Origin of the sequence: Streptomyces cucumeris (assembly GCF_024295805.1) — a bacterium.
GTDB classification, from domain to species: domain Bacteria; phylum Actinomycetota; class Actinomycetes; order Streptomycetales; family Streptomycetaceae; genus Streptomyces; species Streptomyces cucumeris.
This window is the reverse complement of sequence record NZ_JANCLX010000017.1, coordinates 135,823-161,483: the sequence shown is the minus strand read 5'-3', so window position 1 is coordinate 161,483 and position 25,661 is coordinate 135,823. Positions and strand designations below refer to the sequence as shown.

Below are 25,661 nucleotides of genomic sequence, written 5' to 3'. Positions count from 1 at the left end.
ACGGAGTGGCGGGGGTTAGCCCCCAAGGGCGTCCGCCGGGTGGCCGGATGGGATCGTCGGCCCGGTTCCACGAGGCTCGACGTCATGCGAACCCTCTCCGCCAGGACCACCGCGCTCGCCCTCGCCACCGCCGCCACGGCCGCGGTGCTCACCACCGTCTCCGGTGCCGACGCGGCCGTCGGCGACCCCTCCGCCGCCGGCCGGCCGCTCGACTGGGGGCCCTGTCCGGGCACTTCATCCGATCCGCGCCAGGAGTGCGCGACGCTGAAGGTACCGCTGGACCACCGCGACCCCGACGGGAAGCGGATCTCCCTCGCCGTCTCGCGGATCGCCAGTGAACGGCCGCATGAGCGCCGGGGTGTCCTGCTGCTGATTCCGGGCGGCCCGGGGGCGCCGGGCCTGGACCGGCCCACCACGTACGGCAAGCGGCTGCCGCAGTCGGTACGGGACGCCTACGACCTCGTCAGCTTCGATCCGCGCGGCCTGGGCGCGTCCACCCGGGCCGACTGCGGGCTGTCCACCGCCGATCTGTCGCTGACCGCCGCGCGCCCCTGGCCCGCCGCCGACGGGAGCATCGCGCGGAACGTGACCACGGGACGCCGTATCGCCGACCGTTGCGCCCGCAACGGTGGTGCGTTGGTGCGCAGCCTCAGCACCGTCAACGAGGCGCGGGACATCGACAGCATCCGCCGGGCGCTCGGGGAGCGGAAGCTGTCGGCGTGGGGCACCTCCTACGGAACGTACGCGGGGTCGGTGTACGCGCAGATGTTCCCCGAGCGCACCGACCGCTGGGTGCTGGACAGCAATGACAACCCGGACCCGGAGCGGGTGGGGCGCGGCTGGCTCGCCAACTACGCCGTCGGCGTGGAGGACACCTTCCCGGACTTCGCCGCGTGGGCCTCTGCCCCCGACAGCCCGGTCCGGCTCGCCGGGACCCCCGCCGGGGTGCGCCGCCGGGTCCTGGACCTGGCCGACCGGCTGGACGCGAAGCCGCTGGCGTGGCCCGGCGCCAACCCGCCGGAGCTGAACGGCAATGTGTTCCGCCAGAGCGTGCTCACCGCCCTGTTCTCCCGGAACAACTTCGAGGGCCTGGCCCGGCTGATCGTGGACGCGGACGCGGGCAAGGTGCCCGGCGCGATCCCGCCCGACCCCGGTCAGGACATCGCGGCGGTGTCCCTGGCGACCCTCTGCAACGACGTGGAGTGGCCGCGGTCCCTGCCCGGCTACGCGCGCGATGTCGCCGCGAGCCGCAAGAGCCACCCGCTGACCGCCGGGATGCCGGTGAACGTCTCGGCGTGCGCGTTCTGGCACGACGCCCCACGTGACAAGCCGGTGCGGATCACCGACCAGGGCCCGTCGAACGTCCTGCTGGTGCAGAACAAGCGCGATGTGGCCACCCCGTACCGCGAGGCCCTGAAGCTGCGGCGCGCCTATGGCGACCGGGCGCGGATGGTCAGCGTGGACGCGATGGGCCACGGCGCGGCCTACACGGGGGGAGGCGGCAGTGCCTGTGCGGACCGCCGGGTGACCGATTTCCTGCTGACCGGTGAGCGACCGGCCGGGGACATCACCTGCCCAGCCGTCCCCGGTCAGGGCCCCGTTAGCTCGATGCGGTGACCTCCGGCGCCTTGGCTGACACGGGCGGCGGGGGACTGCCACGGTCACGGGATGGCGGCCGCTCCCGCGGCTAGAATTTCGTATCGCAAGGGAATACACCATGACGACATCGCTTGTCGGAAGAGAGGACATCGTGGGCCTCACTCCGCCGGAGCCCGGCATGACCCCGCTTCGCAAGGCCGCCGAAGCAGCCGAGGAAGCCAGTGGCCTGCGTGCCGAGATCATCCGAGGAGTTCTCATGATGTCCCCGACCCTGCGTGGCAGGCACGCCGGGATCATCAACGCCCTTTTCCGTCAGATCGACCCGGCATTGCCGGACCACCTGGAGTCGTACCAGGTCGCATCCGTGTCGATGCCTGGGGACAAGGACGACTACGCGACGCCTGATCTCCTGGTCTGCGACGCGGGCTTCGGTGAGTCGGACGAATGGCTGGCCGACCCCGGCGATGTCGAGCTCGTCTGCGAGGTCGTCTCCAAGGGCAACAGCTCCAAGGACACCCGGGACATGGTCGGCTGGTACGCCGACGCGGGCGTGCCGACCTATCTGATCGTCGACCCCCGGGACGGCACATGGACCCTGTACACCGTGCCCCGTGAAGGGGCCTATCAAGGAGTCCTCCACGGGTTGTACGGCGAGGACATCGAGCTGACGGCACTCGGATTGAAGATCACCACGGGGGATTTCACCCGGTACGGCTGATCCTCGCCGCGCATCCACGGGCATGAGAGCGCCCCGCCCCCGTTCGCGACGGGGGCGGGGCGCTGTCGGCCGTTCCGGAGCGCGGGGCTCCGTCAGGTGATCAGAGCCGCTCGGGGGTGCGGATACCGAGCAGGTCCATGCCCTGGTGCAGGGTGCGGGCGGTGAGCTCGCACAGGAAGAGGCGGTTCGCGGCCTGGGACGGACCACCCTCGGCAGTGAGCACCGGGCACTGGTCGTAGAAGGTCGTGAACAGCGAGGCCAGCTGGTAGAGATACGCGGCCAGCTTGTGCGGCTCGTACCCCTTGGCGACCTCGCGCACCACCTCCGCGAACTGGTCCAGGTGCAGCCCCATGGCCCGCTCGGCCGGGGTCAGCGGCAGCTCGGGGTGGGCGACCGGCGTCTGGCCCTCACCGGCGCGGCGCAGGATCGACTTGATCCGGGCGTACGCGTACTGGAGGTACACCGAGGTGTCGCCGTGCAGCGAGACCATCTGGTCCAGGTCGAACTTGTAGTCGCGCGAGGCGGAGGTGGACAGGTCCGCGTACTTCACGGCGCCGATGCCGACCTGGGCGCCACGCTCGGCGATCTCCTCCTCGGACAGGCCCAGCTTCTCGCTCTTCTCCCGGACGACGGCCGCCGCCCGGTCGATCGCCTCGTCCAGCAGGTCGACCAGCCGGACCGTCTCGCCCTCACGGGTCTTGAACGGCTTGCCGTCCTTGCCGAGGACGGTGCCGAAGGCGAGCTGCAGGGCATGGGTCTTCTCGTTCAGCCAGCCGATCCGGCGGGCGGTCTCGAAGACCATCTTGAAGTGCAGCGACTGCCGGGCGTCCACCACATACAGCAGGGTGTCGGCCTGGAGGTTCTGCACCCGGTCGCGGATCGCGGAGAGGTCGGTGGCCGCGTAGCCGAAGCCGCCGTCGGACTTCTGGACGATCAGCGGGACCGGCTTGCCCTCCGGGCCCTTGACGTCGTCGAAGAAGACGCAGAGCGCGCCCTCGGAGCGGACCGCGACACCGGACTCCTCCAGCAGACGGCAGGTCTCCGCCAGCATGTCGTTGTACCCGGACTCACCGACCACGTCGGGGTCGCGGATCTCCATGTCCAGCTTGTCGAAGACCGAGGAGAAGTAGAGCTTCGACTCATCGACGAACTTCCGCCACAGGGCGATGGTCTCCTCGTCCCCGGCCTGGAGGTCGACCACCCGGCGCCGGGACCGCTCCTTGAACTCCTCGTCCGCGTCGAAGAGGGAGCGCGCGGCCTTGTAGAGGCGGTTGAGGTTGGACATGGCCTCCTCACCGGAGGACGCCTGGTCCTTGTGGTCCAGCTCGTGCGGGTGCTCGATCAGGTACTGGATGAGCATGCCGAACTGGGTGCCCCAGTCGCCGATGTGATGGCGGCGGACCACCTTCTCGCCCGAGAATTCCAGGATCCGGACGACCGCGTCACCGATCACGGCCGACCGCAGATGGCCGACGTGCATCTCCTTCGCCACGTTCGGCTGGGCGTAGTCGATGACGGTGGTGCCCGCGTCCGGCGCGTGGGGCACGCCCAGGCGCTCGTCGGCGGCGCGCGCGGCGAGGGTGGCGGTGATGGCGGAGTCGGCCACCGTGATGTTGAGGAAGCCGGGGCCGGAGACCTCGATGTCCGCGATCACCGAATCGGGGTCGGCCGAGGTCGCGGCCACCGGGATGTGCTCCACGACCTTCGTGGCCAGCTCGCGCGGATTCCCCTTGAGCCGCTTCGCGAGCGCCAGCATCCCGTTGGCCTGGAAGTCGGCCCGGTCGCTTCGTCGCAGCAGCGGGTCGGCCGACGCGGCCTCCGGCAGGGCAGCCGAGAGGGCGTCCGAGACGCGCTGGTGGACCGTAGCGGCAAGAGAGGGAACCGAGGCCATGGGTGAGATGCCGTTCCGTAGAGGTCTGGGTTGCCGATGTGGCCAGCCCAGTATTTCACGGTGTGTCCAACCGGATTTCCGGCCCTGTGGACAGACTGTCCACAGGGCCCCGGAGGTGCCCGTTCCGTCTGGGACAATGGGCGGTGCCATGACCGCTAGGAAGGAAGTGCCGACCGTGGCTCAGAGCACCGAGACCGACTGGGTCTCCCGATTCGCCGACGAGGTCATTGCCGAAGCGGAGCGCCGCGCCCCCGGCAAACCGATCGTCTGCGCCTCGGGACTCAGCCCGTCCGGCCCGATCCACCTCGGCAACCTGCGCGAGGTCATGACCCCGCACCTGGTCGCCGATGAGATCCGGCGCCGTGGACACGAGTGCGTCCACATCCTGTCCTGGGACGACTACGACCGGTACCGCAAGGTCCCGGCCGGGGTGGACCCGTCCTGGTCCGAGCACATCGGCAAGCCGCTCACCGCGGTCCCGGCCCCGCCCGGGTCCCCCCACGCAAGCTGGGCCGAGCACTTCAAGGCGCCGATGATCGAGGCCCTGCGGGAGATGGGCATCGAGTTCCATGGCATCAGCCAGACGGAGCAGTACACCTCGGGCACCTACCGCGAGCAGATCCTGCACGCGATGCGGCACCGCGCCCAGATCGACGCCGTGCTCGACCGGTACCGCACCAAGGACAAGCCGGGTGCGGCCAAGGGCGGCAAGAAGCAGCAGCAGAAGCCGGTCGACGAGGCCGAGCTCGCCGCCGCCGAGGGCTCCGGCGCGGCCGCCGAGGACGACGGCAGCGCGGGCAGCGCGGGTTACTACCCGTACAAGCCGTACTGCTCGGTGTGCGAGCGCGATCTGACCACCGTCACCTCCTATGACGACGAGACCACCGAGCTGGGCTACACCTGCGCGTGCGGCCACGCCGAGACGGTCCGGCTCAGCGAGCACAACCGCGGCAAGCTGGTCTGGAAGGTCGACTGGCCGATGCGCTGGGCGTACGAGGGCGTGGTCTTCGAGCCCTCCGGTGTCGACCACACCTCGCCCGGCTCCTCGTTCGTCGTCGGCGGGCAGATCGTGCGCGAGGTCTTCGGCGGAGACCAGCCCATCGGACCGATGTACGCCTTCGTCGGCATCAGCGGTATGGCCAAGATGTCGTCCTCCAAGGGCGGGGTGCCGACCCCGGCCGACGCCCTGGAGATCATGGAGGCCCCGCTGCTGCGCTGGCTGTACGCCCGCCGCCGCCCCAACCAGGCCTTCAAGATCGCCTTTGACCAGGAGATCCAGCGGACCTACGACGAGTGGGACGCGCTGGAGCGCAAGATCGCCGAGGGTTCGGCCCAGCCCGCGGACGCCGCCGCGCACAGCCGCGCGACCCGCACCGCGGGCGGGGAGCTCCCGGCCACCCCGCGTCCGCTGCCGTACCGCACGCTGGCGTCGGTGGTGGACATCACCACCGGCCATGACGAGCAGACGCTGCGGATCCTCAGCGACCTCGACCCGGAGAACCCGGTGAAGTCGCTGGAGGAGACACGGCCGCGGCTCGACAAGGCCGAGCGCTGGATCACCACCCAGGTCCCGGCCGACCAGCGCACCCGGGTGCGCGAGGAGCCGGACACCGAGCGGCTGGGCGCACTCGGCGAGACCGAGCGCGCATCGCTGCGGCTCCTGCTGGAGGGCCTGGACGACCACTGGTCGCTGGACGGGCTGACCACCCTGGTCTACGGCGTGCCGAAGATCCAGGCGGGGCTGGCCCCGGACGCCAAGCCCACCCCGGAGCTGAAGGTCGCGCAGCGCGCGTTCTTCGCACTGCTCTATGAGCTGCTGGTCGGCCGGGACACCGGCCCCCGGCTGCCCACGCTGCTGCTGGCGGTGGGGGCGGACCGGGTGCGCAAGCTGCTCGCGGCCTGATCGCCATCGCGCGCATCGCATCGCGCGCAGGGGGCGGACCGGTTTCCCGGTCCGCCCCCTTCGGCGTGTACGGATGGACCTGCGCGGCCGGCCGTCCTACGGGATCTGCTCGGCCTGCATACGCTCCTTGAAGTCCTTGATGTAGGCCATCAGATCGTTGTTGTTCAGCTCGCTGATGCCGTAGGTCTCCCGGAGCAGCTGTCCGAACTGGAAGGCCGAGGGGAACCGGCGGTTGTCGGCGGTGTACTGGCGGAAGGCGCCGTAGAACACCTCGTCCTGGGGGACATCGTCCGGGAGCTGGGCCGGCGGCTGACCCACCGTCTCGTAACCGGGGTACGACTCCGGCTCGCGCTGTTCGGGGACGTAGGCGCCCTGGCCGTTCAGCACGCCCTGACCGCCGAGCTGGCGCACCCGGCCGGGGCTCACGGGCACGGTCACCTGCTGCTGATCGGGCGCTTCCGGCTGCTGCCCCGGCTGCGGCTGCGGTGCCGGGTCGGCGGTGACCGGCTGCTGGTACGCGGCCTGCTGGTAACCGGTCTGCTGGTAGACCGGCAGCGGCAGGGAGAGCGGCAGTTCCTGCGGTCCGGCGGGGGCCGGGGCCGGGGCCGCCGGACCGGCGCCGGGGGCACCGGGCACACCGACACCGCCGGGCTGCCCGGCGGCTCCGGGGACGGGGACCGCGCCGGGCGCGGTGGGGGCGCCCGGGGTCCCCGGCACGCCGGTCTCGGCTCCGGGTGCGTCGTACACCGCCGGGCCGGTGACGCCGTCCGCGTCCGCCGCGTCGGACGACCCCGCGCCCGTACCGGCCGGTAGTGCGGACGGCAGGACCGCGGTCGCCTCCAGACCGGCCGCGGCCAGTCCGGCGGGGGCGGTGTCCGCCAGCGGCACCCCGTACCGCGCCAGCCGCAGCGGCATCAGCGATTCGACGGGCGCCTTGCGGCGCCAGGCGCGCCCGTAGCGGGCCCGCAGCCGGGCACGGTAGACCAGCCGGTCCTGCTCCAGCTTGATGACCTCGTCGTAGGAGCGCAGTTCCCACAGCTTCATCCGGCGCCAGAGCCGGAAGGTGGGCACCGGCGCGAGCAGCCAGCGGGCGATGCGGACCGACTCCATATGCCGGTCGGCGGTGATGTCGGCGATCCGGCCGACCGCGTGCCGCGCCGCCTCGACGGACACCACGAAGAGCACCGGGATGACCGCGTGCATCCCGACGCCGAGCGGATCGGGCCAGGCGGCCGCGCCGTTGAAGGCGATCGTGGCGGCGGTCAGCAGCCAGGCCGTCTGGCGGAGCAGGGGGAAGGGGATCCGGATCCAGGTGAGCAGCAGATCCAGCGCGAGCAGCACGACGATCCCGGCGTCGATGCCGATGGGAAAGACGTTGGCGAAGTCCCCGAAACCCTTGTCATGTGCGAGATCGCGCACGGCCGCGTAGGAGCCGGCGAAGCCGATCGCGGCGATCACCACCGCTCCGGCGACGACCACCCCGATCAGTATTCGATGCGTGCGTGTCAATTGCATCGCGGCCACCCGCGATCCCTCCCCGTCCTTGGCAACAGCGCGCCCAGCGTCGCATACACGTCAAGCGCCGCGGACGGGAAGGGGTGGCGGGAGGGCTCAGGCGCCGCTCTTCTTCTTGTCCTTGTCGGAAGAGCCGCTGTCGCCGGACTTGTCGCCCGACTTTCCGGAGCCGTTCGCGTCGCTGGAGTCGCTCGACGTGCCCTTGTCGCCCTGGTCACCCTTGGCGACGGACTCCACGACCTCCTTGGCCGCGTCCTTGGCGTCCTTCATCAGGTCGCCGGCGTCGGGTGCCTTGGCGGTCTCGTAACCGGCACCGTCGTATTCGATCACCACGACGACGTTGGCCGTACGGGCGACGACCGTCTGGTTACGGAAGTCGTCGCCGTCCTTCTTGCTCTTGGTGCTGACCGTGGTCGCCGCGTCGCCGATGGCCCCGGCCTGCTCGGTCTTGGCGTCCTTGGCGCCGTCGGCCGTGGCGGCCTTGGTGGCCTGCTGGCCCGCGTACGCCTGGGCGCGCTTGTCACCGGTGCCCATTCCGGAGTCGGAGTGGAAGAGCTTGAGGGAGACGGTCAGCGACCGGTACTTGAATCCGTCGAGGCCGCTCCACAGACAGCTCGCGGACGTATTGGTGTCCGCCGAGGGCAGCGCCTTGCCCTTCTTGCTCTCCGCCTTCGGCACAAGCTCGCCGACGGTCTTCCCCGACAGGGAGGTGCAGACATCGGGCAGCTTGCTGAACTTTGCCTTCGCTACGGTCGGGGTGGGACTGGGCGAGGAAGATCTGGACGGACTGTCCGCGTTCTTCTTGTCGTCATCGGAACCGGACGAGCAACCTGCCACCAGCACCACAGGTACGGTCGCGCAGGCGAGTATTCGGGCGAGTCGCGGGGCTGAACGGTGCATGGATCCTTCGCTCATTCTCTGTCGATGGGCGGACGTACCGCCCGCGTCATTAGTCGGCACGGTACGCGGCCGACGCGCGGGCGTCCCAATCTCCGAGGTCTTCGCGGGGTGTCCGAGGTCATTCCACGGGTGCTGCCGGGCCCGCTATTCGTTCAGGGTGTCGGTCAGCTCCTGGGCCAAGTCTTCCGCGTTTTCCTGCAGTTCTTCGCTATCGGGAATGCTCTTCTTGTCGGTCGACCACTGGTTGTAGCGAATGGTGGCAATCACATTCGAGGACCGGAACACCACGGTGATGTCACGGTGCACACCGGAGTCCTTGGTGATCAGCTGGTCATTGAGGAAAGCGTCGTCGGCGAGATCGTCGAGACGGCGCGGCGCGGTGTCCGCGGAGTCCTCGTCCTCGGCGGCACTTTCATCGCTTTCTTCACTTTCAGGCGACTCATCACCCTTCGGCGTTTTGTCGCCCTCGTCCGACTTGCTGCCCTTCTTGCCGGAGTCGTCCGTGGCGGAGCCGGGCTCCGAACCGGCGACCGTGCCGTCGTCGCCGCTCCCGCCCTCGTCGTCGGACGCCGCGCCGGGCGTATCGGAACCGTCGTCGGTCGGCGCGGGGCTGCTCGGGGCGTCCGGGATATGCGCCGCGACGGCCTTCTCCTCATAGGACTCCTGTGCCCGGTCGTCATCACTGACGGCCGGGTCGTAGGAGACCACCCGCTCGAAGTCCAAGGTCAGATAGCGGGTGCCGGCGGATGTCTCCATCTTCCAGCGGCAGCCGTCGCGCCGGTCGATGTCGAAGGTGAGCGCCGCCTGGCCCTCGTACGCCTTGTCCTCCTCCTCGCCGCCGGGCAGCAGCGTCTGGAGGGTCTTGGCGCTCACGGCGCTGCACGCCTCGGGCAGCGATGTGTAGCGGCCGGGCTCGGCCGAGACCTGCCGGCCCGCGTCGTCCGAGGAGCCGTCGTCCCCGCTGGGCTCCGAGCCGGAGCCGGTGCATCCGCTGAGCCCGACGGCCGCGAGCACGCCGATGAGCACGGCGACGGCCGGGGTGGCACGCCGTCCGTACGCCCTCCGCTGCGCTGGCTGCACTGTCCGTGTCCCTTCGAGCGAAAACTGCTTGCCGCCCGGAGGCGGTGGCTGGACACAATGTCTACCGCACGCGCTGCCGTGCCTGCCGGTCGACCGCCTTCAATAAGGCATAGGCCCGGTTTTTGCGTTTTCTGTCTTTCACGGGGGAATGAGTAAATCATGTCGTACGTCGAGGTACCCGGGGCGAACGTCCCGATCCGTATGTGGACGGATCCCACGACGGTCGAGGACGTCGCCATGCAGCAGCTTCGCAACGTCGCCACCCTGCCGTGGATCAAGGGCCTGGCCGTAATGCCCGATGTGCACTACGGCAAGGGCGCCACGGTCGGCTCGGTGATCGCGATGCGGGGCGCGGTGTGCCCGGCGGCGGTCGGCGTCGACATCGGCTGCGGTATGTCCGCGGTCAAGACCTCACTCACCGCGAACGACCTGCCCGGAGATCTGTCGCGGCTGCGGTCCAAGATCGAGCAGGCGATCCCGGTGGGCCGGGGGATGCACGACGATCCGGTGGACCCGGGCCGTCTCCATGGATTCCCGACCGCGACATGGGACGACTTCTGGGGGCGCTTCGACGGTGTCGCCGAGTCGGTCAAGTTCCGTCAGGGCCGGGCCACCAAGCAGATGGGTTCGCTCGGTTCGGGAAACCACTTCATTGAGTTCTGTCTCGATGACGAGGGCTCGGTCTGGCTGATGCTCCACTCCGGCTCCCGCAACATCGGCAAGGAGCTGGCCGAGTACCACATCGGCGAGGCCCGGAAGCTCCCGCACAACCAGAACCTGGTCGACCGCGACCTGGCCGTCTTCATCGCGGACACCCCGCAGATGGCGGCGTACCGGCACGATCTCTTCTGGGCGCAGGAGTACGCGAAGTACAACCGCTCGATCATGATGGCGCTCTTCCAGGACGTGGTCCGCCGGGAGTTCAAGAAGGCCAAGCCGGTCTTCGAGCCGGTGATCTCCTGCCACCACAACTATGTGGCCGAGGAGCGCTACGAAGGCGTGGACCTGTTGGTCACCCGCAAGGGCGCGATCCGCGCGGGCAGCGGTGACTACGGGATCATCCCGGGCTCGATGGGCACCGGTTCGTACATCGTGCGCGGCCTGGGGAACGCGCACTCGTTCAACTCGGCCTCGCATGGCGCGGGCCGGAGGATGAGCCGCAACGCGGCGAAGAAGCGTTTCTCGACACGGGACCTGGAGGAGCAGACGCGGGGCGTGGAGTGCCGTAAGGACTCCGGCGTCGTGGATGAGATCCCGGGTGCGTACAAGCCGATCGAGAAGGTCATCGACCAGCAGCGGGACCTCGTCGAGGTGGTGGCGAGGCTCAAGCAGGTGGTGTGTGTGAAGGGCTGAGCGCGGCGCGGCGTCCGTACGCGAATGTGAAATATGCCCCCGGAATTCCCTCCAGGTGAATTCCGGGGGCTTCGCGTATCAGGGGACGGGTGGAAAGGCGGCGTCCCCGTGCTGTGGAACCGGAGGCGTACCCCGGCGCGCGCGTTGTCCCCGGGCATTCCTTGTCGGATTGTCCCATGAGCTCCTCTTGGCTTCAGGGTGTGTTGTTCACGCCTTTTTCTCGCTGTGGTGTCTGAGTTCAATGTGGCTGGGCGTGGCACCGCTTTGTTCCGCACTTGCGTTGTCTCGCTCCGAGCTGAGATCTGAACCGCCGTGAGGGCGGAGGCGGCCGGATACGGTCGCCGCAATCGATCGTCCCGATCCGGCGCTGCAGCGGTCTCAACTCCGATTCATGGGCCAAGCCGACCAACGGCTTCCCACGACACAAGGAGTTCACATGAGATTCTCACCCAGAGCGGGCGGTGTACTCGCCGCCCTCGCGCTGGCCCTCGGACTGGCCGCCATGCCCACCCCGGCATCCGCCGCACCCATCGGCTGTACGGTCGGGGACCTGAAGAACGCCATCATCGCGGCCAACGGCGGTGGCGGCACCATCGATCTCCCGCCGGGTTGCACCTACACCCTCGACTCCACCGACAACGACTCCAACGGGCTGCCCGTGATCACCGCGGATGTCACCATCAACGGCAACTTCGCGACGATCGAGCGCGATACGGGCTCGCCGCTCTTCCGCATCTTCGAAGTGGGGGGCCCGGCCGGCAAGCTCACCCTCAACTCGATCACCTTGCGCAACGGTGATCTCGATGCCGCCGATGACGGTGGCGCGATTCTCGTCGATTCGGGACGCACGCTGAAGGTCAGGAACGCCAGCACCATCACCGGCAACAGCGCTCGCAATGGGGGTGCCATCTTCACCAACGGCATCACCGATATCCAGTCGAGCACGATCCGCGGGAACTCCGCGTCCGGATTCGGCGGTGGCATCGGAGTCAGCGGAGGGGGTTCACTCGATCTCTTCGCCACCAGGGTGACCGCCAACAGCGGAAACTTCTCCGGCGGCCTTGGCTTCGACACCGGCACCACGGGCACCATCCGGTCCAGCTTCATCACGCAGAACACGGCAAATGTCAATGGCGGCGGGCTGGCCAACGACGGCAACCTGACGGTCACCGGTACCCAGTTCGCCGGCAACACCGCCAATGGTGACGGTGGTGGCTTGGCCAACGACAAGACCCTGACGCTCACCAGCGGCATCTTCACCGGCAACACCGCGAACCGCGGTGGCGGGCTGGCCAACTTCAGCGCCAGTGGTCAGGCGACCATCAACAACAGCGTCTTCCAGGCCAACAGGGCGACTACGTTCGGCGGTGGACTGGCCACCTTCACCGGCGCGAACACCACGGTCAACACCAGCGCCGTCGTCACGAACAGGGCGGGTACGACCGCGGGTGGCATCTACAACAACGCCGCCACCACCACCGTGAATGCGTCCGCGGTGGCCGGCAATATCCCCAACAACTGCCTCGGCAGTGCACCGTCGGTGACCGGCTGCGTCGGCTGAGCCACCGTCGCGGCCAGTCGCAGCCATGAGCCCCGCCGCTCCGGGCACGGAGCGGCGGGGCTCTTCGTTCGCCGTGCCCGCCGGAAACGGAGCCCGGCCCCTCGGGCCAGGTATCCCCGGGCCGTCTCAGCGCTCGCGGTGGACCTTGTGCTGGGCGGCCTGGGCGCGGGGCCGGACCACCAGCAGATCGATGTTCACGTGGGAGGGCCGGGTGACGGCCCACTCCACGGTGTCGGCGACGTCGTCCGCGGTGAGCGGCTCGGCGACGCCCTCGTAGACGGCGGCGGCCTTCGACGCGTCACCGCGGAACCGCTTCACCGCGAACTCGTCCGTCTTGACCATGCCCGGCGCGATCTCGATGACCCGCACCGGCTCACCGCACAGCTCCAGCCGCAGGGTGGCGGCGATGGCGTGCGCTCCGTGCTTGGCGGCCACGTATCCGCCGCCGCCCTCGTACGCGAGATGGCCCGCCGTCGAGGACATCACGACGACCGTGCCGTCGCCGGACGCGGTGAGCGCCGGCAGCAGGGCCTGGGTGACCTGGAGGACGCCCAGCACATTCACCTCGAACATCGCCCGCCAGTCGTCCGGCTCGGCCTTGGCGACGGTCTCGGTGCCGACGGCGCCGCCCGCGTTGTTCACCAGGACGTCGCAGCGGTCGAGGGAGGCGGCGAAGGCGTTCACGGCCTCGCGGTCGGTCACGTCCAGGACGTGCGCCCGGGCCTCGTGGCCCGCCTCCGTCAGCTCGGCGGCGAGCGCTTCGATCCGGTCCGCGCGGCGCGCGGTGAGGACGACGCGGAAACCGGCGGCGGCGAGCCGGTGAGCGGTCGCGGCGCCGATGCCGCTGCTGGCGCCGGTGATGACTGCGGTACGGGTGGTCATCGGCCCTCCTGTGACGTATCCGATGGCGAGCTTCGCGCCGGGATGCGGACTGGTCCGTCCGTGGGTGATCCGTACGCAGGATATGACGGTCAGATTTTCCTCCAATCAGGGGACTCAAGATCGGAAACCGCTACGGGCTCGGGGGCCTGGGGAAGGGAGCACAGCGACCGGCGTGGCGCCGGCGGAGGAGCATCCCCATGCCCAAGGAGTGAATGCAGCCCATGACGCAGCAGAACAGATTCGTGCAGCGGCCCCGTCGGTCCTTCCGCCGCTGGGGCGTCGTCTCGGCAAGTGCCGTCGCGGCGGCGGCGCTGGTGACGGGCGCTCCGGCGGCCGCGTGGGCCACGGCCCCGCACCCGAAGTCCAACGGTTCGTGCGAGCAGCGGTCCCAGGAGCCGCGGAAGCACCATGAGCACGGGCATGAACATGGGGATGGCCGCCAGCAGGAGCAGAGCGAGCAGCGTGAGCAGCGCGAGGAGCACGGCCAGCGCGAGCACCACGGGCAGCACGAGCAGCAGCGCGAGCAGAGCGGCCCCCGCGAGCAGCAGGGGCAGCAGGAGGAGCAGCGCGAGGAGCAGGGGGACAACGGCCAGCGCGAGCAGTACGGCGAGCACGGCAACGGCCCGCGCGAGCACTACGGCGAGAACGGCGAGAACGAGGCCGACGGCCAGCGTGAGCAGTACGGCGAGAACGGTGAGAGCGGCGAGAACGGCCAGCGTGAGCAGTACGGCGAGAACGGCGAGGGCCGCTACGACAGCGGTCGCTACGACGAGGGCCGCTACGACAACGGCCGGGACGACGAGGGCCGTTACGACGAGGGCCGTGACGACCAAGGCCGTGACGACGAGGGCCGTGACGAGGCCGGCACCCGCGACGAGGGCCACTACGGCGACGGATCCCCGCTGCGGGCCATGCCCCAGGCCGCACCGCAGGCGCAGGACCGCAGCGCGATGCGTCCCGCGCACGGCGACCACCACGGTGACCCGTCCCACCACCAGGACCACCAGGACCACCAGACCCACAAGGCTCCGAAGGCCGAGGCGAAGCACAACGGCTCTGTGACCCTCGCCGACGCGCTCCGGATCGCTGAGTGCGAGGTCGGGGGCCGGGCCCTCAAGGCCGAGCTGGTCGAGGACTGCCCCCCGGAGGACGCGCAGCACAAGGCCGACCGGGCCCCTCAGCACCAGAAGAAGCGCCTGGTGTGGGCGGTCGAGGTCGAGTGTGACCACGTCGTCAAGCGGGTGCTGATCGACCCGAAGACCGGCTGTGTGCTGAGCACCACCCAGGTGGAGAAGCACAAGGACCACGCCGGGCACGGTCACCCCGGCGCGTGACCGCGAGCCTCACGCATCTGATGACGCCCGGCGGGGGCAACCCCGGCCGGGCGTCATCCGTGTGATGCCGCTGTCTCACAGCTCACGGCTCACGGCTCACGGCTCACGGCTCACGGCGCGGTGAGCGGTTCGGCCTCGTAGGCGCGGTGCAGCAGCTCCAGGAAGGCGGGCGCCTCGGGGACGGACGTCCCGTCGACGCGGTTCACGGAGACCCCCGGCGTCCAGGAGTTCATGACCACGGCCCCCGCCAGCCCCGGCAGATCGGCGAGCGTGATCTCCGCGTCCCGCTGCGGCGCCCCGAGCCGCTCCAGCTGACGCCGAAGGATGCCCATCGTCACCCCGCCCAGGACGTCGGCCACGGGCCACACCACCGCGGAGCCGTCCCAGAAGGCCAGGTTCCAGATCGACGCCTCGCTGAGCCGTCCCCGCCGGTCGACGAAGGCGGTGTCGTCGAAGCCGTGCCGCACCGCCTGTCGCGGGTAATACGTCTTGGCCACCTCGCCGACGTGTTTCACGGCCGGGAGGACCCGCTCGTACTCCACGGTGTCCATGGCCAGCGGTCCCGCGGGCCCGTCCGCGGGCGGCCCCGTGCTCACCAGCAGGTCGAGCTCCGGCCCGATCTCGTCCGTGCTGAACTCGCCGACGGGGGAGTACACCGTGGCCCTCAGCGAGACATCGGACGCCCCGCCCGCCTCCAGCGCGGCCCGCAGCAGCTCGCGCACCCGCTCGTCCGGCAGCGCCGTCCCGAACATCTCCTCCGAGGCCACCCGCAGCCGCCGCAGATGGAGATCGAGCCCCCGTACCCCGCCGTCACGCACCTGCGCCGCGGTGAAGTGGGCGTACCCCGCGAACGCGAGCGGCGCCAACTCCTCGACGGACGCCGCCACCCCGTTGCGCTGAACGACATACCTGCTCATATCCAACCCCGTCGGAAGGAACTCGACGCGGAATGCCCGCGCCCACAGCGACGTTAAGCCTTCACACCGATGACAAGGTCAACTCCGAAGGGGACGGGACGGACCGCATGCTGATCGGAGAGCTCTCCCGGCGCACCGGCGTCAGCCGTCGCCTGCTGCGCTACTACGAGCAGCAGGGCCTCCTCACCGCCCGCCGCGGCTCCAACGGCTACCGTGCGTACGACGAGGACGCGGTGCTCACCGTCCACCAGGTCCGCGGCCTCCTGGAGGCGGGCCTGTCCACCGAGGTCATCCGCGATGTCCTGCCCTGCGTCCGGGGCGAGCAGCCGCACTTCGAATGGTGCGCGGATCTGCGCTCCACGCTGGCGCGGGAGTTGACGGCCACCGACGACCGCATCGCCACCCTCCAGCGCCGCCGCGAAACCCTGGCGGACTACCTGTCCCGGCCCTGAACCCGGGTTCGAGAGGCAGGATCTCTGCCCTGGCCGCGCCGCCGCTGCTCCTACGGTCGGCCGCGTGCACACCCGTATCGCAACACCATCGCCGTGGGCCCCACCGCGCCACGATGTCGAAATGGCGGAGGCCAGCATCCACTGGGACGCCGTCCGCGCCCCCGCCCCCATCGGTGAACGCGCCCTCGCGCTCCTGGGCAGCCAATCAGGCGCGGTGATCGCCGACTACGCGCATGTCTACTGGCTGATCCGCCCCGGCGCAGCGCACGCTTGGCAACGCATCCGCCAGGTACGGATCCTCCGCACGGAACTCCCCACCATCACCTACGTCGGCGTCCCACCCATCACCCGTACGACGGGCCCCCGCCTCCACTGGCACATCCCGGTCGGCCCGGACCGCTATCTCACCGACGCCCACCGCTTACGCGAAGCGCTCGTCCGATCCGTCATCGCCGAACTGGGCCTCAACAAGAGGGATCCAAGTCCCTGACCGGCTGGCTGGATGGGGAGGTGGGGCTTAGGGTTGGCGGGTGGATGAGCGGACGAGGGGGGAATTGCGAGCAATGCCGGAATCCCTGAAAGTAAGTAAAATTGCCCACCGCCCACGATAAAGCCGCAGGTCAACTCCTCTGCTCCCCGCACCCGCGGGGATGGTCCCGACTCCTGGCAGTGCGGGCAGACCCTCATGCGCTGCTCCCCGCACCCGCGGGGATGGTCCCCCTCATTCCGTCGGGTGGCCGGTCGCGTGCGTCTGCTCCCCGCACCCGCGGGGATGACCCCATGTCGTAGATCGCGCCCTCGGCCTCGACCCAGTTCTCCCCGCCCCGCGGGGATGGCCCCGTCTACGCGCGCATGCGGTACGCGATGGCCAACTGTTCCCCGTCCGCGGGGATGCGCCCGGCTACACCGCACTCTTCGCGGAGGAGTGCATCTGTTCCCCGCCACCCGCAGGAGCCCGCGCTGAGGTCCCCAGGGCCTCAGCTCCGCGTCACGGCCACACCAGGCAGTACGGCTGGTGCCCCGCCTCATGCAACCGATGCGAGAAGTCCTGCCACTCGTGGAGGAGTTGGTAGACGGTGAAGGCGTCGCGGGGGCCGCCGCGGTCGGGGACGGTGGACCAGATGAAGGCGGCGGCGCCGACGGCTTCCTCGCCCACGCCGCGCAGGGGGTCCACGGCGGTCATCGGGAGCTTGACGACGGCGTAGTCGGGGTGGAGGACGACCAGTTCGAGCGGGGGGACCTTGTGGAGGGGGACACCCTCGATACCGGTGAGGACCATCGCGGCCACCGTCTCCGGCTTGATCTTGGTGAACATGCCGTGGCCGAGCTCGTCACCGCCGAGTTCCTCGGGGCGCATGGAGATGGGGACCCGGGCCGCGGTGGCCCCGTCGGGCGCGCCGAAGTACTTGTAGGTCACCCCCATGCGGCCCCCGCTTCTGCTTGCCCTGCCCGCATTCTCCCGCCGATGGCGTCCGGGGCGGGCGCGCTCGGGGCCTCGGTCGTCGGTCCCTTCACCCAGTTCGCCACCGCGATGCATATCTCCACCCGACCACTCGCGGCCACCACCGCGCAACCCGATCAATGTTAGAGAGACCTCCCCCGCACCGGAGCGGTGAAACGCCCCACGGCAGGACTCCGTCGGCCTCTGACAACATGGCTTGCGTGAGCTATCCGTACGCAGCCCCAGTTTCGCAGACGCTTTTCGATCGCGCGGCGGTCGTGACGCCCGGCGGCGTGAACTCTCCGGTGCGGGCCTTCCGCGCCGTGGGAGGTACGCCCCGATTCATGGTGTCCGGTGCCGGTCCGTACCTCACGGATGCCGACGGAAGGGAGTACGTCGACCTCGTGTGTTCGTGGGGACCGATGATCCTCGGCCATTCCCACCCCGAGGTCACGGCGGCCGTGCAGGCCGCGGTCGCACGCGGTACGTCCTTCGGTACGCCCGGTGAGGGCGAGGTGGAGCTCGCCGAGGAGATCGTGGGCCGGGTCGGGCCCGTCGAGCAGGTGCGCCTGGTGTCGTCGGGCACCGAGGCGACGATGTCGGCGATCCGGCTGGCCCGCGGGTTCACCGGCCGGGCCAAGGTGATCAAGTTCGCCGGGTGCTACCACGGGCATGTGGACGCGCTGCTGGCGTCGGCCGGGTCCGGGGTGGCGACCTTCGGGCTGCCGGACACCCCCGGGGTGACGGGCGCGCAGGCGGGGGAGACCGTCGTGCTGCCGTACAACGACCTGGAGGCGGTGCGGCAGGCGTTCGCCGCGCACCCGGGCGAGATCGCCTGTGTGATCACCGAGGCGTCGCCGGGCAACATGGGCGTGGTGCCGCCGCTGCCGGGATTCAATGCCGGACTCAAGCAGTTGTGCGCGGAGAACGGCGCGCTGTACGTCTCCGACGAGGTCATGACCGGCTTCCGGGTCTCCCGGGCGGGCTGGTACGGCCTCGACGGCGTGGAGCCGGACCTGATGACCTTCGGCAAGGTGATGGGCGGCGGCTTCCCGGCCGCGGCCTTCGGCGGGCGCGCCGATGTGATGGCGCGGCTGGCCCCGGCCGGACCGGTGTACCAGGCGGGCACGCTGTCCGGTAACCCGGTCGCGACGGCCGCCGGGGTGGCGCAGCTACGGCTGCTGGACGACGCGGCGTACGAGAAGGTCGACGCCTTCTCCGAGCGGCTGCGGTCGCTGGTGACGGAGGCGCTCGCCAAGGAGGGCGTGGAGCACCGCCTCCAGGTCGCGGGCAACATGTTCTCGGTCTTCTTCACCGGTGCGGATGTCACCGACTACGAGAAGGCCAAGGCGCAGGAGGCGTTCCGCTTCACCGCGTTCTTCCACTCGATGCTGGCGCAGGGGGTGTACCTGCCGCCGTCCGCCTTCGAGTCGTGGTTCGTCTCCACGGCCCATGACGACCGGGCGCTGGAGCGGGTGGCCGCGGCTCTGCCGGGGGCGGCGCGGGCCGCCGCCGAGGCGACTGAATGATGGGTGACATGACTCAGAGCGAGAACGAGATCACCGTCGTCCATGTGATGCGCCACGGTGAGGTGGAGAACCCCGAGGGTGTGCTGTACGGGCGGCTGCCCGGGTACCACCTCTCCGAGCTGGGCCGGCGGATGGCCGACCGGGTCGCCGAGCACCTGGCCGACCGTGACATCACCCATGTCGTCGCCTCCCCGCTGGAGCGGGCGCAGGAGACGGCGGAGCCGATCGGCAAGACGCACGGGCTGGACGTGGCGTCGGACCGGCGGCTGATCGAGGCGGCGAACGCCTTCGAGGGCAAGACCTTCGGCGTGGGGGACGGCGCGCTGCGCAAGCCTGCCAACTGGCGCCATCTCACCAACCCCTTCCGCCCCTCCTGGGGTGAGCCGTACATCGACCAGGTGGTGCGGATGATGGCGGCGCTGGGCGCGGCGCGGGACGCGGCGCGCGGCCATGAGGCGGTGTGCGTCAGCCATCAGCTGCCGATCTGGATCGTGCGCAGCTTCGTGGAGCGGCGGCGGCTGTGGCACGACCCGCGCAAGCGGCAGTGCACGCTGGCGAGCCTCACCAGCTTCACCTACCGCGGTGACCAGATCGTGTCGGTCGGCTACAGCGAACCGGCCCGTGATCTCGTCCCGGCGCATCTGCTGGCGGGCGCCAAGCCGGTGAAAGGGGCGTCCAAAGGGTTCGGCGCGTGATCGACTCATGGCAGCCTGATCAACTCATGGCGCGCCCATAGGGCCCCGACGGATTTCCCGGCGTATCGGTTCCAATGCGCGCGGTAATCGCCTGAAGACAATGTGTTGTTTGTGTAATTGACGGCGTCCCTCCGGAACCCCGCTATTCGTCTCGTCATCTCAAGAGTTGTCCGCCAGCCCCGGACAACCAGTACGGCGAGTGCGAATTGAGGACGTTATGCGTGAGGTCAGCCGGAGGGGGATCCTCGGTCTCGGTGCGGGAGCGGTGGCGTCACTTGCTGTCGCCGGCTGCTCCTCGTCGGGGTCCTCCAGCAAGCCCAAGCCGCGGGAGACGCAGCAGGCGAAGCCGATCGGCGACGGTTCGACCTCCCGGGGCGTCCAGCGGCCCAAGGAGCCGAAGCCGGAGCGGCTGGAACGCGGCCAGAAGCCCCCGCAGTTCGTGATCTTCTCGTGGGACGGCGCGGGAGAGGTCGGCAACGGTCTCTTCCCGCGGTTCCGCAAGCTGGCCAAGGACCACGGCGCGACCATGACCTTCTTCCTCTCCGGCATCTACTGCCTGCCGGAGTCGAAGAAGTCGATGTACCGGCCGCCGAACAACCCGGTCGGTGCCTCCGACATCGGCTACCTCACCGATGAGCACGTCAGGATGACCCTGGAGAACGTGCGGAAGGCGTGGCTGGAGGGCCATGAGATCGGCACCCACTTCAACGGCCACTTCTGCGCCGGAAGCGGTTCGGTCGAGCGCTGGACGCCGGCCCAGTGGGAATCCGAGATCGAGCAGGCTGTGTCCTTCGTCACGAAATGGCGGACGAACACCGGCTTCAAGGACCTCGATCCGCTGCCGTTCGACTACCGCAAGGAGCTCATCGGCGGCCGCACCCCCTGTCTGAAGGGTCAGGAGAATCTGCTGCCGACGGCCAGGAAGCTGGGCTGGCGCTATGACGCGAGTTCCCCCGGCGGCCGCCAGGTGTGGCCTTCGAAGAAGCAGGGACTGTGGGACTTCCCGTTGCAGCAGATTCCCTTTCCCGGGCACTCCTTCGAAGTGCTTTCGATGGACTACAACATCCTGGCCAACCAGTCGCGCAATTCCACGAACGCGCCGCCGTCCAACTACCCGGGCTGGCGCAAGCAGGCCACCGAGGCGTACATAGCCGGATTCCGGCGCGCCTATGAGAGCAATCGCGCGCCGCTGTTCATCGGAAACCACTTCGAGCAGTGGAACGGCGGTATCTACATGGATGCCGTCGAGGAAGCGCTGAAGCATATGGCGGACGAGAAGCACAAGGATGTGCGGCTGGTCTCCTTCCGGCAGTTCACCGACTGGATGGACGCCCAGGACCCGGCGGTACTGCAGGAGCTGCGCTCGTTCGAGGTGGGCGAGACCTGGCGGGCCAACCGCTGACCGGCCGCCGGCCGGTCGCCGAGCGGGTTCCGGCGGTCCGGGTCGTGGGTGGGGAACGGCCCGGACCGCCAGGCCGAAGGGGGGTGGCGAAGATCCCCAAAAGGTCCATGCGAAACTTTTCACATGAGTGCCTGCCGCGCCCCTCGGCGCCTCGCGACCCGACGTCGCGCAACCGTGCTGGCCACTGGGGCCGCGGTTGCCGCGCTGACCCTTACCGCCTGCGGTTCCGGCGGCACCTCGGGCGGCTCCTCCGACACCAAGTTCGTCCAGGGCAAGGGTGGCGTGGACACCGTGCCCAAGGGACAGCGCACCGAGGCCCCCGAGCTGTCGGGCACGACCCTCGAGGACGAGCAGCTCGATGTGGCCGACCTCAAGGGTAAGATCGTCGTGCTGAACGTCTGGGGCTCGTGGTGCGCGCCGTGCCGGGCTGAGGCGCCCAATCTCGCCAAGGTCGCGAAGGACACCAAGCGCGACGGCGTGGAGTTCGTGGGGATCAACACGCGTGACAACGACCGCGCCCCCGCCCGTAGGTTCGAGAAGGCGTTCGGCGTCGAGTACCCGAGCCTGTACGACCCGATGGGCAAGCTGATGCTGCGCTTCCCCAAGGGCAGCCTCAACCCGCAGGCCATCCCCTCCACCATCGTCCTGGACCGGGACGGCAGGATCGCGGCCCGTACGCTCACCGCGCTGAGCGAGGAGCGGCTCCGCTCGATGCTCGACCCGCTGATCGCGGAGAAGTGAGCGTGAGCACACTCGCCGCCGTCGCCGGATACAACGAGACCGTGATGACGGGGGGACTGCTGGTCTCCCTGCCGATCGCCGTCTTCGCCGGACTCGTCTCCTTCTTCTCCCCCTGTGTGCTGCCGCTGGTGCCCGGCTATATGTCGTACGTCACGGGGATCACCGGTGCCGATCTCGCCGAGGCCCGGCGCGGCCGGATGCTCGCGGGCGCCTCTCTCTTCGTCCTCGGGTTCAGCGCGGTCTTCGTCTCCGGCGGGGCCCTGTTCGGCAACTTCGGCAATGACCTCCAGGCGCACCGGGAGACCCTGAGCAAGGTCCTCGGGGTGATCACCATCGTGCTGGGCCTGGCCTTCATGGGGATCCTCAAGGGGTTCGGGCAGCGGGAGTTCCGCTTCCACATCAAGCCGACCATGGGGCTGGCGGGCGCACCGGTGCTGGGGGTCCTGTTCGGTGTCGGATGGACGCCGTGCCTCGGGCCGACGCTCAGCGCCGCCACCAGCCTTGCCTTCCAGCAGGGGACAGCGGCGCGCGGTGCGCTGCTGGTCGCCGCCTACTGCCTGGGGCTGGGCCTGCCGTTCATAGCGGTCGCCCTCGCCTACCGCCGTATGCTCGGCGCCTTCGGCTGGGTCAAGCAGCACTACGTCTGGGTGATGCGGGCCGGTGGCGGACTGCTGATCACCCTGGGGGTGCTGATGCTCACCGGTGTCTGGGACACCATGATGAGCGAAATGCAAAGCTGGGCCGCGGGCTTCAACGTTGGGATCTGATCGATGTCCACCACCGATACCGACACCGCGGCCGATACGGCGCGCGGCGCCAGCGCGGAGGAGCGCGAACTGGGCGCGGCCGGTTCGCAGCTCTCCACCGCACCGTCCGAGGAGATCAGCCTCCCCTCGCTGGGGCTGCTGGGCTGGGTCCGCTGGTTCTGGCGCCAGCTCACCTCGATGCGGGTGGCGCTGCTGCTGCTCTTCCTGCTGTCGCTCGGCGCGATCCCCGGTTCGCTGATCCCGCAGACCAGCATCGACCAGCTCAAGGTCCAGACCTTCAAGGACGACCACCCGACGCTGACGCCCGTCTACGAGAAGCTCCAGCTTTTCCACGTCTACAGCTCGGTGTGGTTCTCGGCGATCTACATCCTGCTGTTCATCTCGCTGATCGGCTGCATCGTCCCGCGCACCTGGCAGTTCATCGGCCAGCTCCGCGGCCGTCCGCCGGGCGCCCCGCGCCGCCTCACCCGGCTTCCGGCCTATACGACCTGGCGCACCGACGCCGAGCCGGAGGAGGTGCTCCGCGCCGCCCGCCGGGTGATGAAGGGGCGCCGCTTCCGCACCGAGAGCGCGGGGGACGCGGTCGCCGCGGAGAAGGGCTATCTGCGCGAGGTGGGCAACCTCGTCTTCCATATCGCGCTGATCGTGCTGCTGGTGTCCTTCGCGGCGGGACAGCTCTGGAAGGTCGAGGCCAGCAAGCTGGTCGTGGAGGGCGACGGCTTCGTCAACAGCGCGGTGAGCTTCGACGACCTCAAGACGGGCCAGCTCTTCGACAAGAACGACCTGGCCCCGTTCGGCTTCGAGCTCGACGACTTCCGTGCGACCTACGAACGCAGCGGACCGCAGATGCGCACCCCGCGCACCTTCAGCGCGGACGTGACCTACTGGCAGGGCGCGGACGGCGCCGAGCGCAAGGCCCGGATCAAGGTCAATGAGCCGCTCGAGGTCTCGGGCTACAAGGTCTACCTGCTGAACCACGGCTACGCCCCCGTGGTCACCGTCAGGGACGGGGAGGGCGAGGTCGCCTACAAGGGGCCGGTGGCCGGTCTGCCGATCGACGGGGCCAACCTCACCGAGAGCATGGTCATCAAGGTCCCGGACTACCACAACAAGGCGGGCAAAAAGGACCAGATCGCCTTCCAGGGCCAGTTCCTGCCCACCTGGGTGCGCAGCCAGGGGATGTTCTCCGTCTTCCCCGCGCTGGACAATCCGACGCTCGTGCTCACCGCCTACCACGGCAGCCTGGGTATCAACGGCGGTACACCGCAGAGCGTGTACCAGCTCGACAAGTCGCGGATGAAGCAGTTCATGGAGTCCGACGGCAAGACCAAGTACGCCCGCGCGCTGGCGGTCGGCGACTCCATGAAGCTGCCCGACGGCGCGGGCTCTCTGAAGTTCGAGGGGGTCAAGGAGTGGGCCACTTTCCAGGTCTCGCACAAGCCCGGTAATGAGGGCGCGCTGATCGGCGCGGTGGCCGCCCTGGTGGGTCTGGCCGCCTCCCTGTTCATCCAGCGCCGCCGGGTGTGGGTGCGCGCGGTGGCCGGCAAGGACGGCACCACCGTGGTCGAGATGGCCGGGCTCGGCCGCAGTGAGTCCGCCAAGCTGCCGGAGGAGCTCGCCGATCTGGCGGTCCGCCTCCAGGCCGACGCGCCGCCCGCACCGGAAGCCGATGCGCCCGCGCCGGAAGCCGACGCGCCCCCCGCGTCGGAGGCCGCAACCTCCCCCGCGTCCGGGACGGAACCGGAACGCCAACCGGAACCCGCACCGGAATCGAAGCCGGAACCCGAGTCGGAAGGTGAACCGGAATCCGATCCGGCACCCGGGGCCGACGGCACGGATCCCGCAGATCCATCCGAAGGAGCGCACGCGTGAACCTCGCCGCCGAAGTCAACGAGACACTGGCGCACTACAGCAATGTGCTGATCTATTCGGCGATGGCGGTCTACACCCTCGCCTTCCTCGCCCATATCGCCGAGTGGGTGTTCGGCAGCCGCAGCGCCGTCGGCCGCACCGCCGCCGCGATCACCGCCGAGGCGGCCGCCGCCCCGCGTGCCCAGGTCACCGTCCAGGTCGGCGGGAACACCGCCGAGAAGGGCGGCACCGCGGTGCTGGAGCGGCCCAAGGTGATCACCCGCTCCGCCGCGGGCAGCCGGGACGTCCCGGACGGTCCGGGCGCCGCCGGGGGCACGGAACAGGGCGATGTCTACGGCCGGATCGCGGTCGGTCTGACCGTGCTGGCCCTGCTCTTCCACGCCGGGGGCGTGCTCGCCCGCGCCCTGTCGGTGCAGCGGGCCCCGTGGGGCAACATGTACGAGTTCTCCACGACCTTCGCCATGGTCGCGGTCGGCACGTACCTCGTCCTGCTGGCGCTGAAGAAGAACGTGCGCTGGATCGGTCTGCCCCTGGTCACCACGGTCCTCCTCGACCTCGGGCTCGCCGTCTCCGTCCTGTACACCGACAGCGACCAGTTGGTTCCCGCGCTGCACTCCTACTGGCTGTGGATCCACGTCAGCTGCGCGATCGTCTCCGGTGCCTCGCTCTACATCGGCGCCGTCTCCACGCTGCTCTACCTCTTCCGTGACCGGTACGAGGCGCAGCTGGAGAACCCCAAGGGGAAGAAGTTCGGCCGGTTCGCCTCCTCGGTCCTGGAGCGGGTGCCCTCGGCGGCGTCCCTGGACAAGTTCGCGTACCGGATCAACGCCACGATCTTCCCGCTGTGGACCTTCACGATCATCGCGGGCGCGATCTGGGCCGAGGCCGCCTGGGGCCGTTACTGGGGCTGGGACCCCAAGGAGGTCTGGTCCTTCATCACCTGGGTCGCCTACGCCTGCTACCTGCACGCCCGGGCCACCGCGGGCTGGAAGGGCCGTAAGGCCGCCTACCTCGCGCTGATCGCGTTCGGCTGCTACCTGTTCAACTACTACGGCGTGAACATCTTCGTCACCGGCAAGCACTCCTACGCCGGGGTCTGACCGCAGGAC

22 protein-coding genes are annotated in these 25,661 nt (G+C 69.6%); 15 read left to right on the top strand and 7 right to left on the bottom strand.

The features are described from left to right. Positions 1-84 precede the first annotated feature (84 nt). Together NMK44_RS24405 and NMK44_RS24400 are read left to right on the top strand one after the other, a co-directional pair. A complete protein-coding gene (locus NMK44_RS24405) occupies positions 85-1,617 on the top strand; it encodes an alpha/beta hydrolase (RefSeq protein WP_254746502.1) in 1,533 nt (510 codons plus the stop codon). Between the two features lie 100 nt (positions 1,618-1,717). Next, positions 1,718-2,317, top strand: a complete 600-nt coding sequence (locus NMK44_RS24400) for a Uma2 family endonuclease (protein ID WP_254746500.1) — start codon at positions 1,718-1,720, stop codon at positions 2,315-2,317. 100 nt (positions 2,318-2,417) lie between these two features. Here NMK44_RS24400 and argS read toward each other — a convergent pair whose 3' ends face one another. Next, entirely contained in the window at positions 2,418-4,208 is a 1,791-nt protein-coding gene (argS, locus tag NMK44_RS24395) for an arginine--tRNA ligase (RefSeq protein WP_254746498.1), read from the bottom strand. A gap of 148 nt (positions 4,209-4,356) precedes the next feature. Between argS and lysS the strand changes: the two genes are divergently transcribed. Next, positions 4,357-6,111 (top strand): lysine--tRNA ligase, encoded by a 1,755-nt coding sequence (gene lysS / locus NMK44_RS24390; RefSeq protein ID WP_254746496.1) that lies wholly within the window; start codon positions 4,357-4,359, stop codon positions 6,109-6,111. A 96-nt stretch (positions 6,112-6,207) separates the two neighbouring features. On the opposite strand, the gene NMK44_RS24385 is transcribed toward lysS, so the two are convergent. The 3 genes from NMK44_RS24385 to NMK44_RS24375 form a co-directional block, all read right to left on the bottom strand. After that, entirely contained in the window at positions 6,208-7,626 is a 1,419-nt protein-coding gene (locus NMK44_RS24385) for a DUF2637 domain-containing protein (protein ID WP_254746485.1), read from the bottom strand. A 96-nt stretch (positions 7,627-7,722) separates the two neighbouring features. Continuing rightward, on the bottom strand, positions 7,723-8,526 hold the full coding sequence (locus NMK44_RS24380) for a hypothetical protein (RefSeq protein ID WP_254746483.1): 804 nt from the start codon (positions 8,524-8,526) through the stop codon (positions 7,723-7,725). A gap of 144 nt (positions 8,527-8,670) precedes the next feature. Further along, a complete protein-coding gene (locus tag NMK44_RS24375; protein WP_254746481.1) occupies positions 8,671-9,606 on the bottom strand; it encodes a DUF3558 domain-containing protein in 936 nt (311 codons plus the stop codon). A 159-nt stretch (positions 9,607-9,765) separates the two neighbouring features. Between NMK44_RS24375 and NMK44_RS24370 the strand changes: the two genes are divergently transcribed. Then, entirely contained in the window at positions 9,766-10,959 is a 1,194-nt protein-coding gene (locus NMK44_RS24370; protein WP_254746479.1) for an RtcB family protein, read from the top strand. A gap of 502 nt (positions 10,960-11,461) precedes the next feature. Further along, positions 11,462-12,520, top strand: coding sequence for a hypothetical protein (locus tag NMK44_RS24365; RefSeq protein WP_254746477.1), 1,059 nt, complete (start codon positions 11,462-11,464; stop codon positions 12,518-12,520). Between the two features lie 126 nt (positions 12,521-12,646). Here NMK44_RS24365 and NMK44_RS24360 read toward each other — a convergent pair whose 3' ends face one another. Continuing rightward, entirely contained in the window at positions 12,647-13,402 is a 756-nt protein-coding gene (locus NMK44_RS24360; protein WP_254746475.1) for an SDR family NAD(P)-dependent oxidoreductase, read from the bottom strand. Positions 13,403-13,623: 221 nt separating this feature from the next. Here NMK44_RS24360 and NMK44_RS24355 point away from each other — a divergent pair, with 221 nt between their 5' ends. Beyond that, positions 13,624-14,736, top strand: coding sequence for a PepSY domain-containing protein (locus NMK44_RS24355; protein ID WP_254746473.1), 1,113 nt, complete (start codon positions 13,624-13,626; stop codon positions 14,734-14,736). A gap of 110 nt (positions 14,737-14,846) precedes the next feature. Here NMK44_RS24355 and NMK44_RS24350 read toward each other — a convergent pair whose 3' ends face one another. After that, positions 14,847-15,653: an aminotransferase class IV family protein gene (locus NMK44_RS24350; RefSeq protein WP_254746471.1), complete on the bottom strand. Its 807-nt coding sequence runs from the start codon at positions 15,651-15,653 to the stop codon at positions 14,847-14,849. A 107-nt stretch (positions 15,654-15,760) separates the two neighbouring features. On the opposite strand from NMK44_RS24350, the gene NMK44_RS24345 reads away from it, so the two are divergent. Both NMK44_RS24345 and NMK44_RS24340 read left to right on the top strand, forming a co-directional pair. Beyond that, a complete protein-coding gene (locus NMK44_RS24345) occupies positions 15,761-16,105 on the top strand; it encodes a MerR family transcriptional regulator (protein WP_254746593.1) in 345 nt (114 codons plus the stop codon). A gap of 121 nt (positions 16,106-16,226) precedes the next feature. Further along, complete coding sequence (locus NMK44_RS24340) at positions 16,227-16,595, top strand: hypothetical protein (RefSeq protein WP_254746469.1); 369 nt, start codon at positions 16,227-16,229, stop codon at positions 16,593-16,595. A gap of 498 nt (positions 16,596-17,093) precedes the next feature. Here the strand turns inward: NMK44_RS24340 and NMK44_RS24335 are convergent, their stop codons facing one another. Beyond that, entirely contained in the window at positions 17,094-17,642 is a 549-nt protein-coding gene (locus NMK44_RS24335) for a hypothetical protein (protein WP_254746467.1), read from the bottom strand. Between the two features lie 116 nt (positions 17,643-17,758). Here NMK44_RS24335 and hemL point away from each other — a divergent pair, with 116 nt between their 5' ends. The 7 genes from hemL (at position 17,759) to ccsB (ending at position 25,652) form a co-directional block, all read left to right on the top strand. Beyond that, positions 17,759-19,075, top strand: a complete 1,317-nt coding sequence (hemL, locus tag NMK44_RS24330; RefSeq protein ID WP_254746465.1) for a glutamate-1-semialdehyde 2,1-aminomutase — start codon at positions 17,759-17,761, stop codon at positions 19,073-19,075. Positions 19,076-19,083: 8 nt separating this feature from the next. Further along, positions 19,084-19,770 carry a histidine phosphatase family protein gene (locus NMK44_RS24325; RefSeq protein WP_254746463.1) on the top strand — a complete coding sequence of 229 codons (687 nt, stop codon included), beginning with the start codon at positions 19,084-19,086 and terminating at the stop codon, positions 19,768-19,770. Between the two features lie 217 nt (positions 19,771-19,987). Continuing rightward, positions 19,988-21,172 carry a polysaccharide deacetylase family protein gene (locus NMK44_RS24320; RefSeq protein WP_254746461.1) on the top strand — a complete coding sequence of 395 codons (1,185 nt, stop codon included), beginning with the start codon at positions 19,988-19,990 and terminating at the stop codon, positions 21,170-21,172. A 123-nt stretch (positions 21,173-21,295) separates the two neighbouring features. Then, on the top strand, positions 21,296-21,913 hold the full coding sequence (locus tag NMK44_RS24315; protein WP_254746459.1) for a TlpA family protein disulfide reductase: 618 nt from the start codon (positions 21,296-21,298) through the stop codon (positions 21,911-21,913). A gap of 2 nt (positions 21,914-21,915) precedes the next feature. After that, positions 21,916-22,680, top strand: a complete 765-nt coding sequence (locus tag NMK44_RS24310) for a cytochrome c biogenesis CcdA family protein (protein ID WP_254746457.1) — start codon at positions 21,916-21,918, stop codon at positions 22,678-22,680. Positions 22,681-22,683: 3 nt separating this feature from the next. Beyond that, positions 22,684-24,552: a cytochrome c biogenesis protein ResB gene (gene resB, locus NMK44_RS24305; RefSeq protein WP_254746455.1), complete on the top strand. Its 1,869-nt coding sequence runs from the start codon at positions 22,684-22,686 to the stop codon at positions 24,550-24,552. Continuing rightward, positions 24,549-25,652: a c-type cytochrome biogenesis protein CcsB gene (gene ccsB / locus NMK44_RS24300; RefSeq protein ID WP_254746453.1), complete on the top strand. Its 1,104-nt coding sequence runs from the start codon at positions 24,549-24,551 to the stop codon at positions 25,650-25,652. The genes resB and ccsB overlap by 4 nt, the downstream gene beginning before the upstream one ends. The last annotated feature ends 9 nt before the right edge of the window (positions 25,653-25,661 follow it).

What these genes read in the sequence shown, in the direction of transcription:
- NMK44_RS24405 (WP_254746502.1), top strand. Translation starts at nt 85, where the DNA reads ATGCGAACCCTCTCCGCCAGGACCACCGCGCTCGCCCTCGCCACCGCC.
- NMK44_RS24400 (WP_254746500.1), top strand. Translation starts at nt 1,718, where the DNA reads ATGACGACATCGCTTGTCGGAAGAGAGGACATCGTGGGCCTCACTCCG.
- argS (WP_254746498.1), bottom strand. Translation starts at nt 4,208, where the DNA reads ATGGCCTCGGTTCCCTCTCTTGCCGCTACGGTCCACCAGCGCGTCTCG.
- lysS (WP_254746496.1), top strand. Translation starts at nt 4,357, where the DNA reads ATGACCGCTAGGAAGGAAGTGCCGACCGTGGCTCAGAGCACCGAGACC.
- NMK44_RS24385 (WP_254746485.1), bottom strand. Translation starts at nt 7,626, where the DNA reads ATGCAATTGACACGCACGCATCGAATACTGATCGGGGTGGTCGTCGCC.
- NMK44_RS24380 (WP_254746483.1), bottom strand. Translation starts at nt 8,526, where the DNA reads ATGCACCGTTCAGCCCCGCGACTCGCCCGAATACTCGCCTGCGCGACC.
- NMK44_RS24370 (WP_254746479.1), top strand. Translation starts at nt 9,766, where the DNA reads ATGTCGTACGTCGAGGTACCCGGGGCGAACGTCCCGATCCGTATGTGG.
- NMK44_RS24365 (WP_254746477.1), top strand. Translation starts at nt 11,462, where the DNA reads ATGCCCACCCCGGCATCCGCCGCACCCATCGGCTGTACGGTCGGGGAC.
- NMK44_RS24360 (WP_254746475.1), bottom strand. Translation starts at nt 13,402, where the DNA reads ATGACCACCCGTACCGCAGTCATCACCGGCGCCAGCAGCGGCATCGGC.
- NMK44_RS24355 (WP_254746473.1), top strand. Translation starts at nt 13,624, where the DNA reads ATGACGCAGCAGAACAGATTCGTGCAGCGGCCCCGTCGGTCCTTCCGC.
- NMK44_RS24350 (WP_254746471.1), bottom strand. Translation starts at nt 15,653, where the DNA reads ATGAGCAGGTATGTCGTTCAGCGCAACGGGGTGGCGGCGTCCGTCGAG.
- NMK44_RS24345 (WP_254746593.1), top strand. Translation starts at nt 15,761, where the DNA reads ATGCTGATCGGAGAGCTCTCCCGGCGCACCGGCGTCAGCCGTCGCCTG.
- NMK44_RS24340 (WP_254746469.1), top strand. Translation starts at nt 16,227, where the DNA reads ATGGCGGAGGCCAGCATCCACTGGGACGCCGTCCGCGCCCCCGCCCCC.
- NMK44_RS24335 (WP_254746467.1), bottom strand. Translation starts at nt 17,642, where the DNA reads ATGCATCGCGGTGGCGAACTGGGTGAAGGGACCGACGACCGAGGCCCC.
- hemL (WP_254746465.1), top strand. Translation starts at nt 17,759, where the DNA reads ATGGCTTGCGTGAGCTATCCGTACGCAGCCCCAGTTTCGCAGACGCTT.
- NMK44_RS24325 (WP_254746463.1), top strand. Translation starts at nt 19,084, where the DNA reads ATGACTCAGAGCGAGAACGAGATCACCGTCGTCCATGTGATGCGCCAC.
- NMK44_RS24320 (WP_254746461.1), top strand. Translation starts at nt 19,988, where the DNA reads ATGCGTGAGGTCAGCCGGAGGGGGATCCTCGGTCTCGGTGCGGGAGCG.
- NMK44_RS24315 (WP_254746459.1), top strand. Translation starts at nt 21,296, where the DNA reads ATGAGTGCCTGCCGCGCCCCTCGGCGCCTCGCGACCCGACGTCGCGCA.
- resB (WP_254746455.1), top strand. Translation starts at nt 22,684, where the DNA reads ATGTCCACCACCGATACCGACACCGCGGCCGATACGGCGCGCGGCGCC.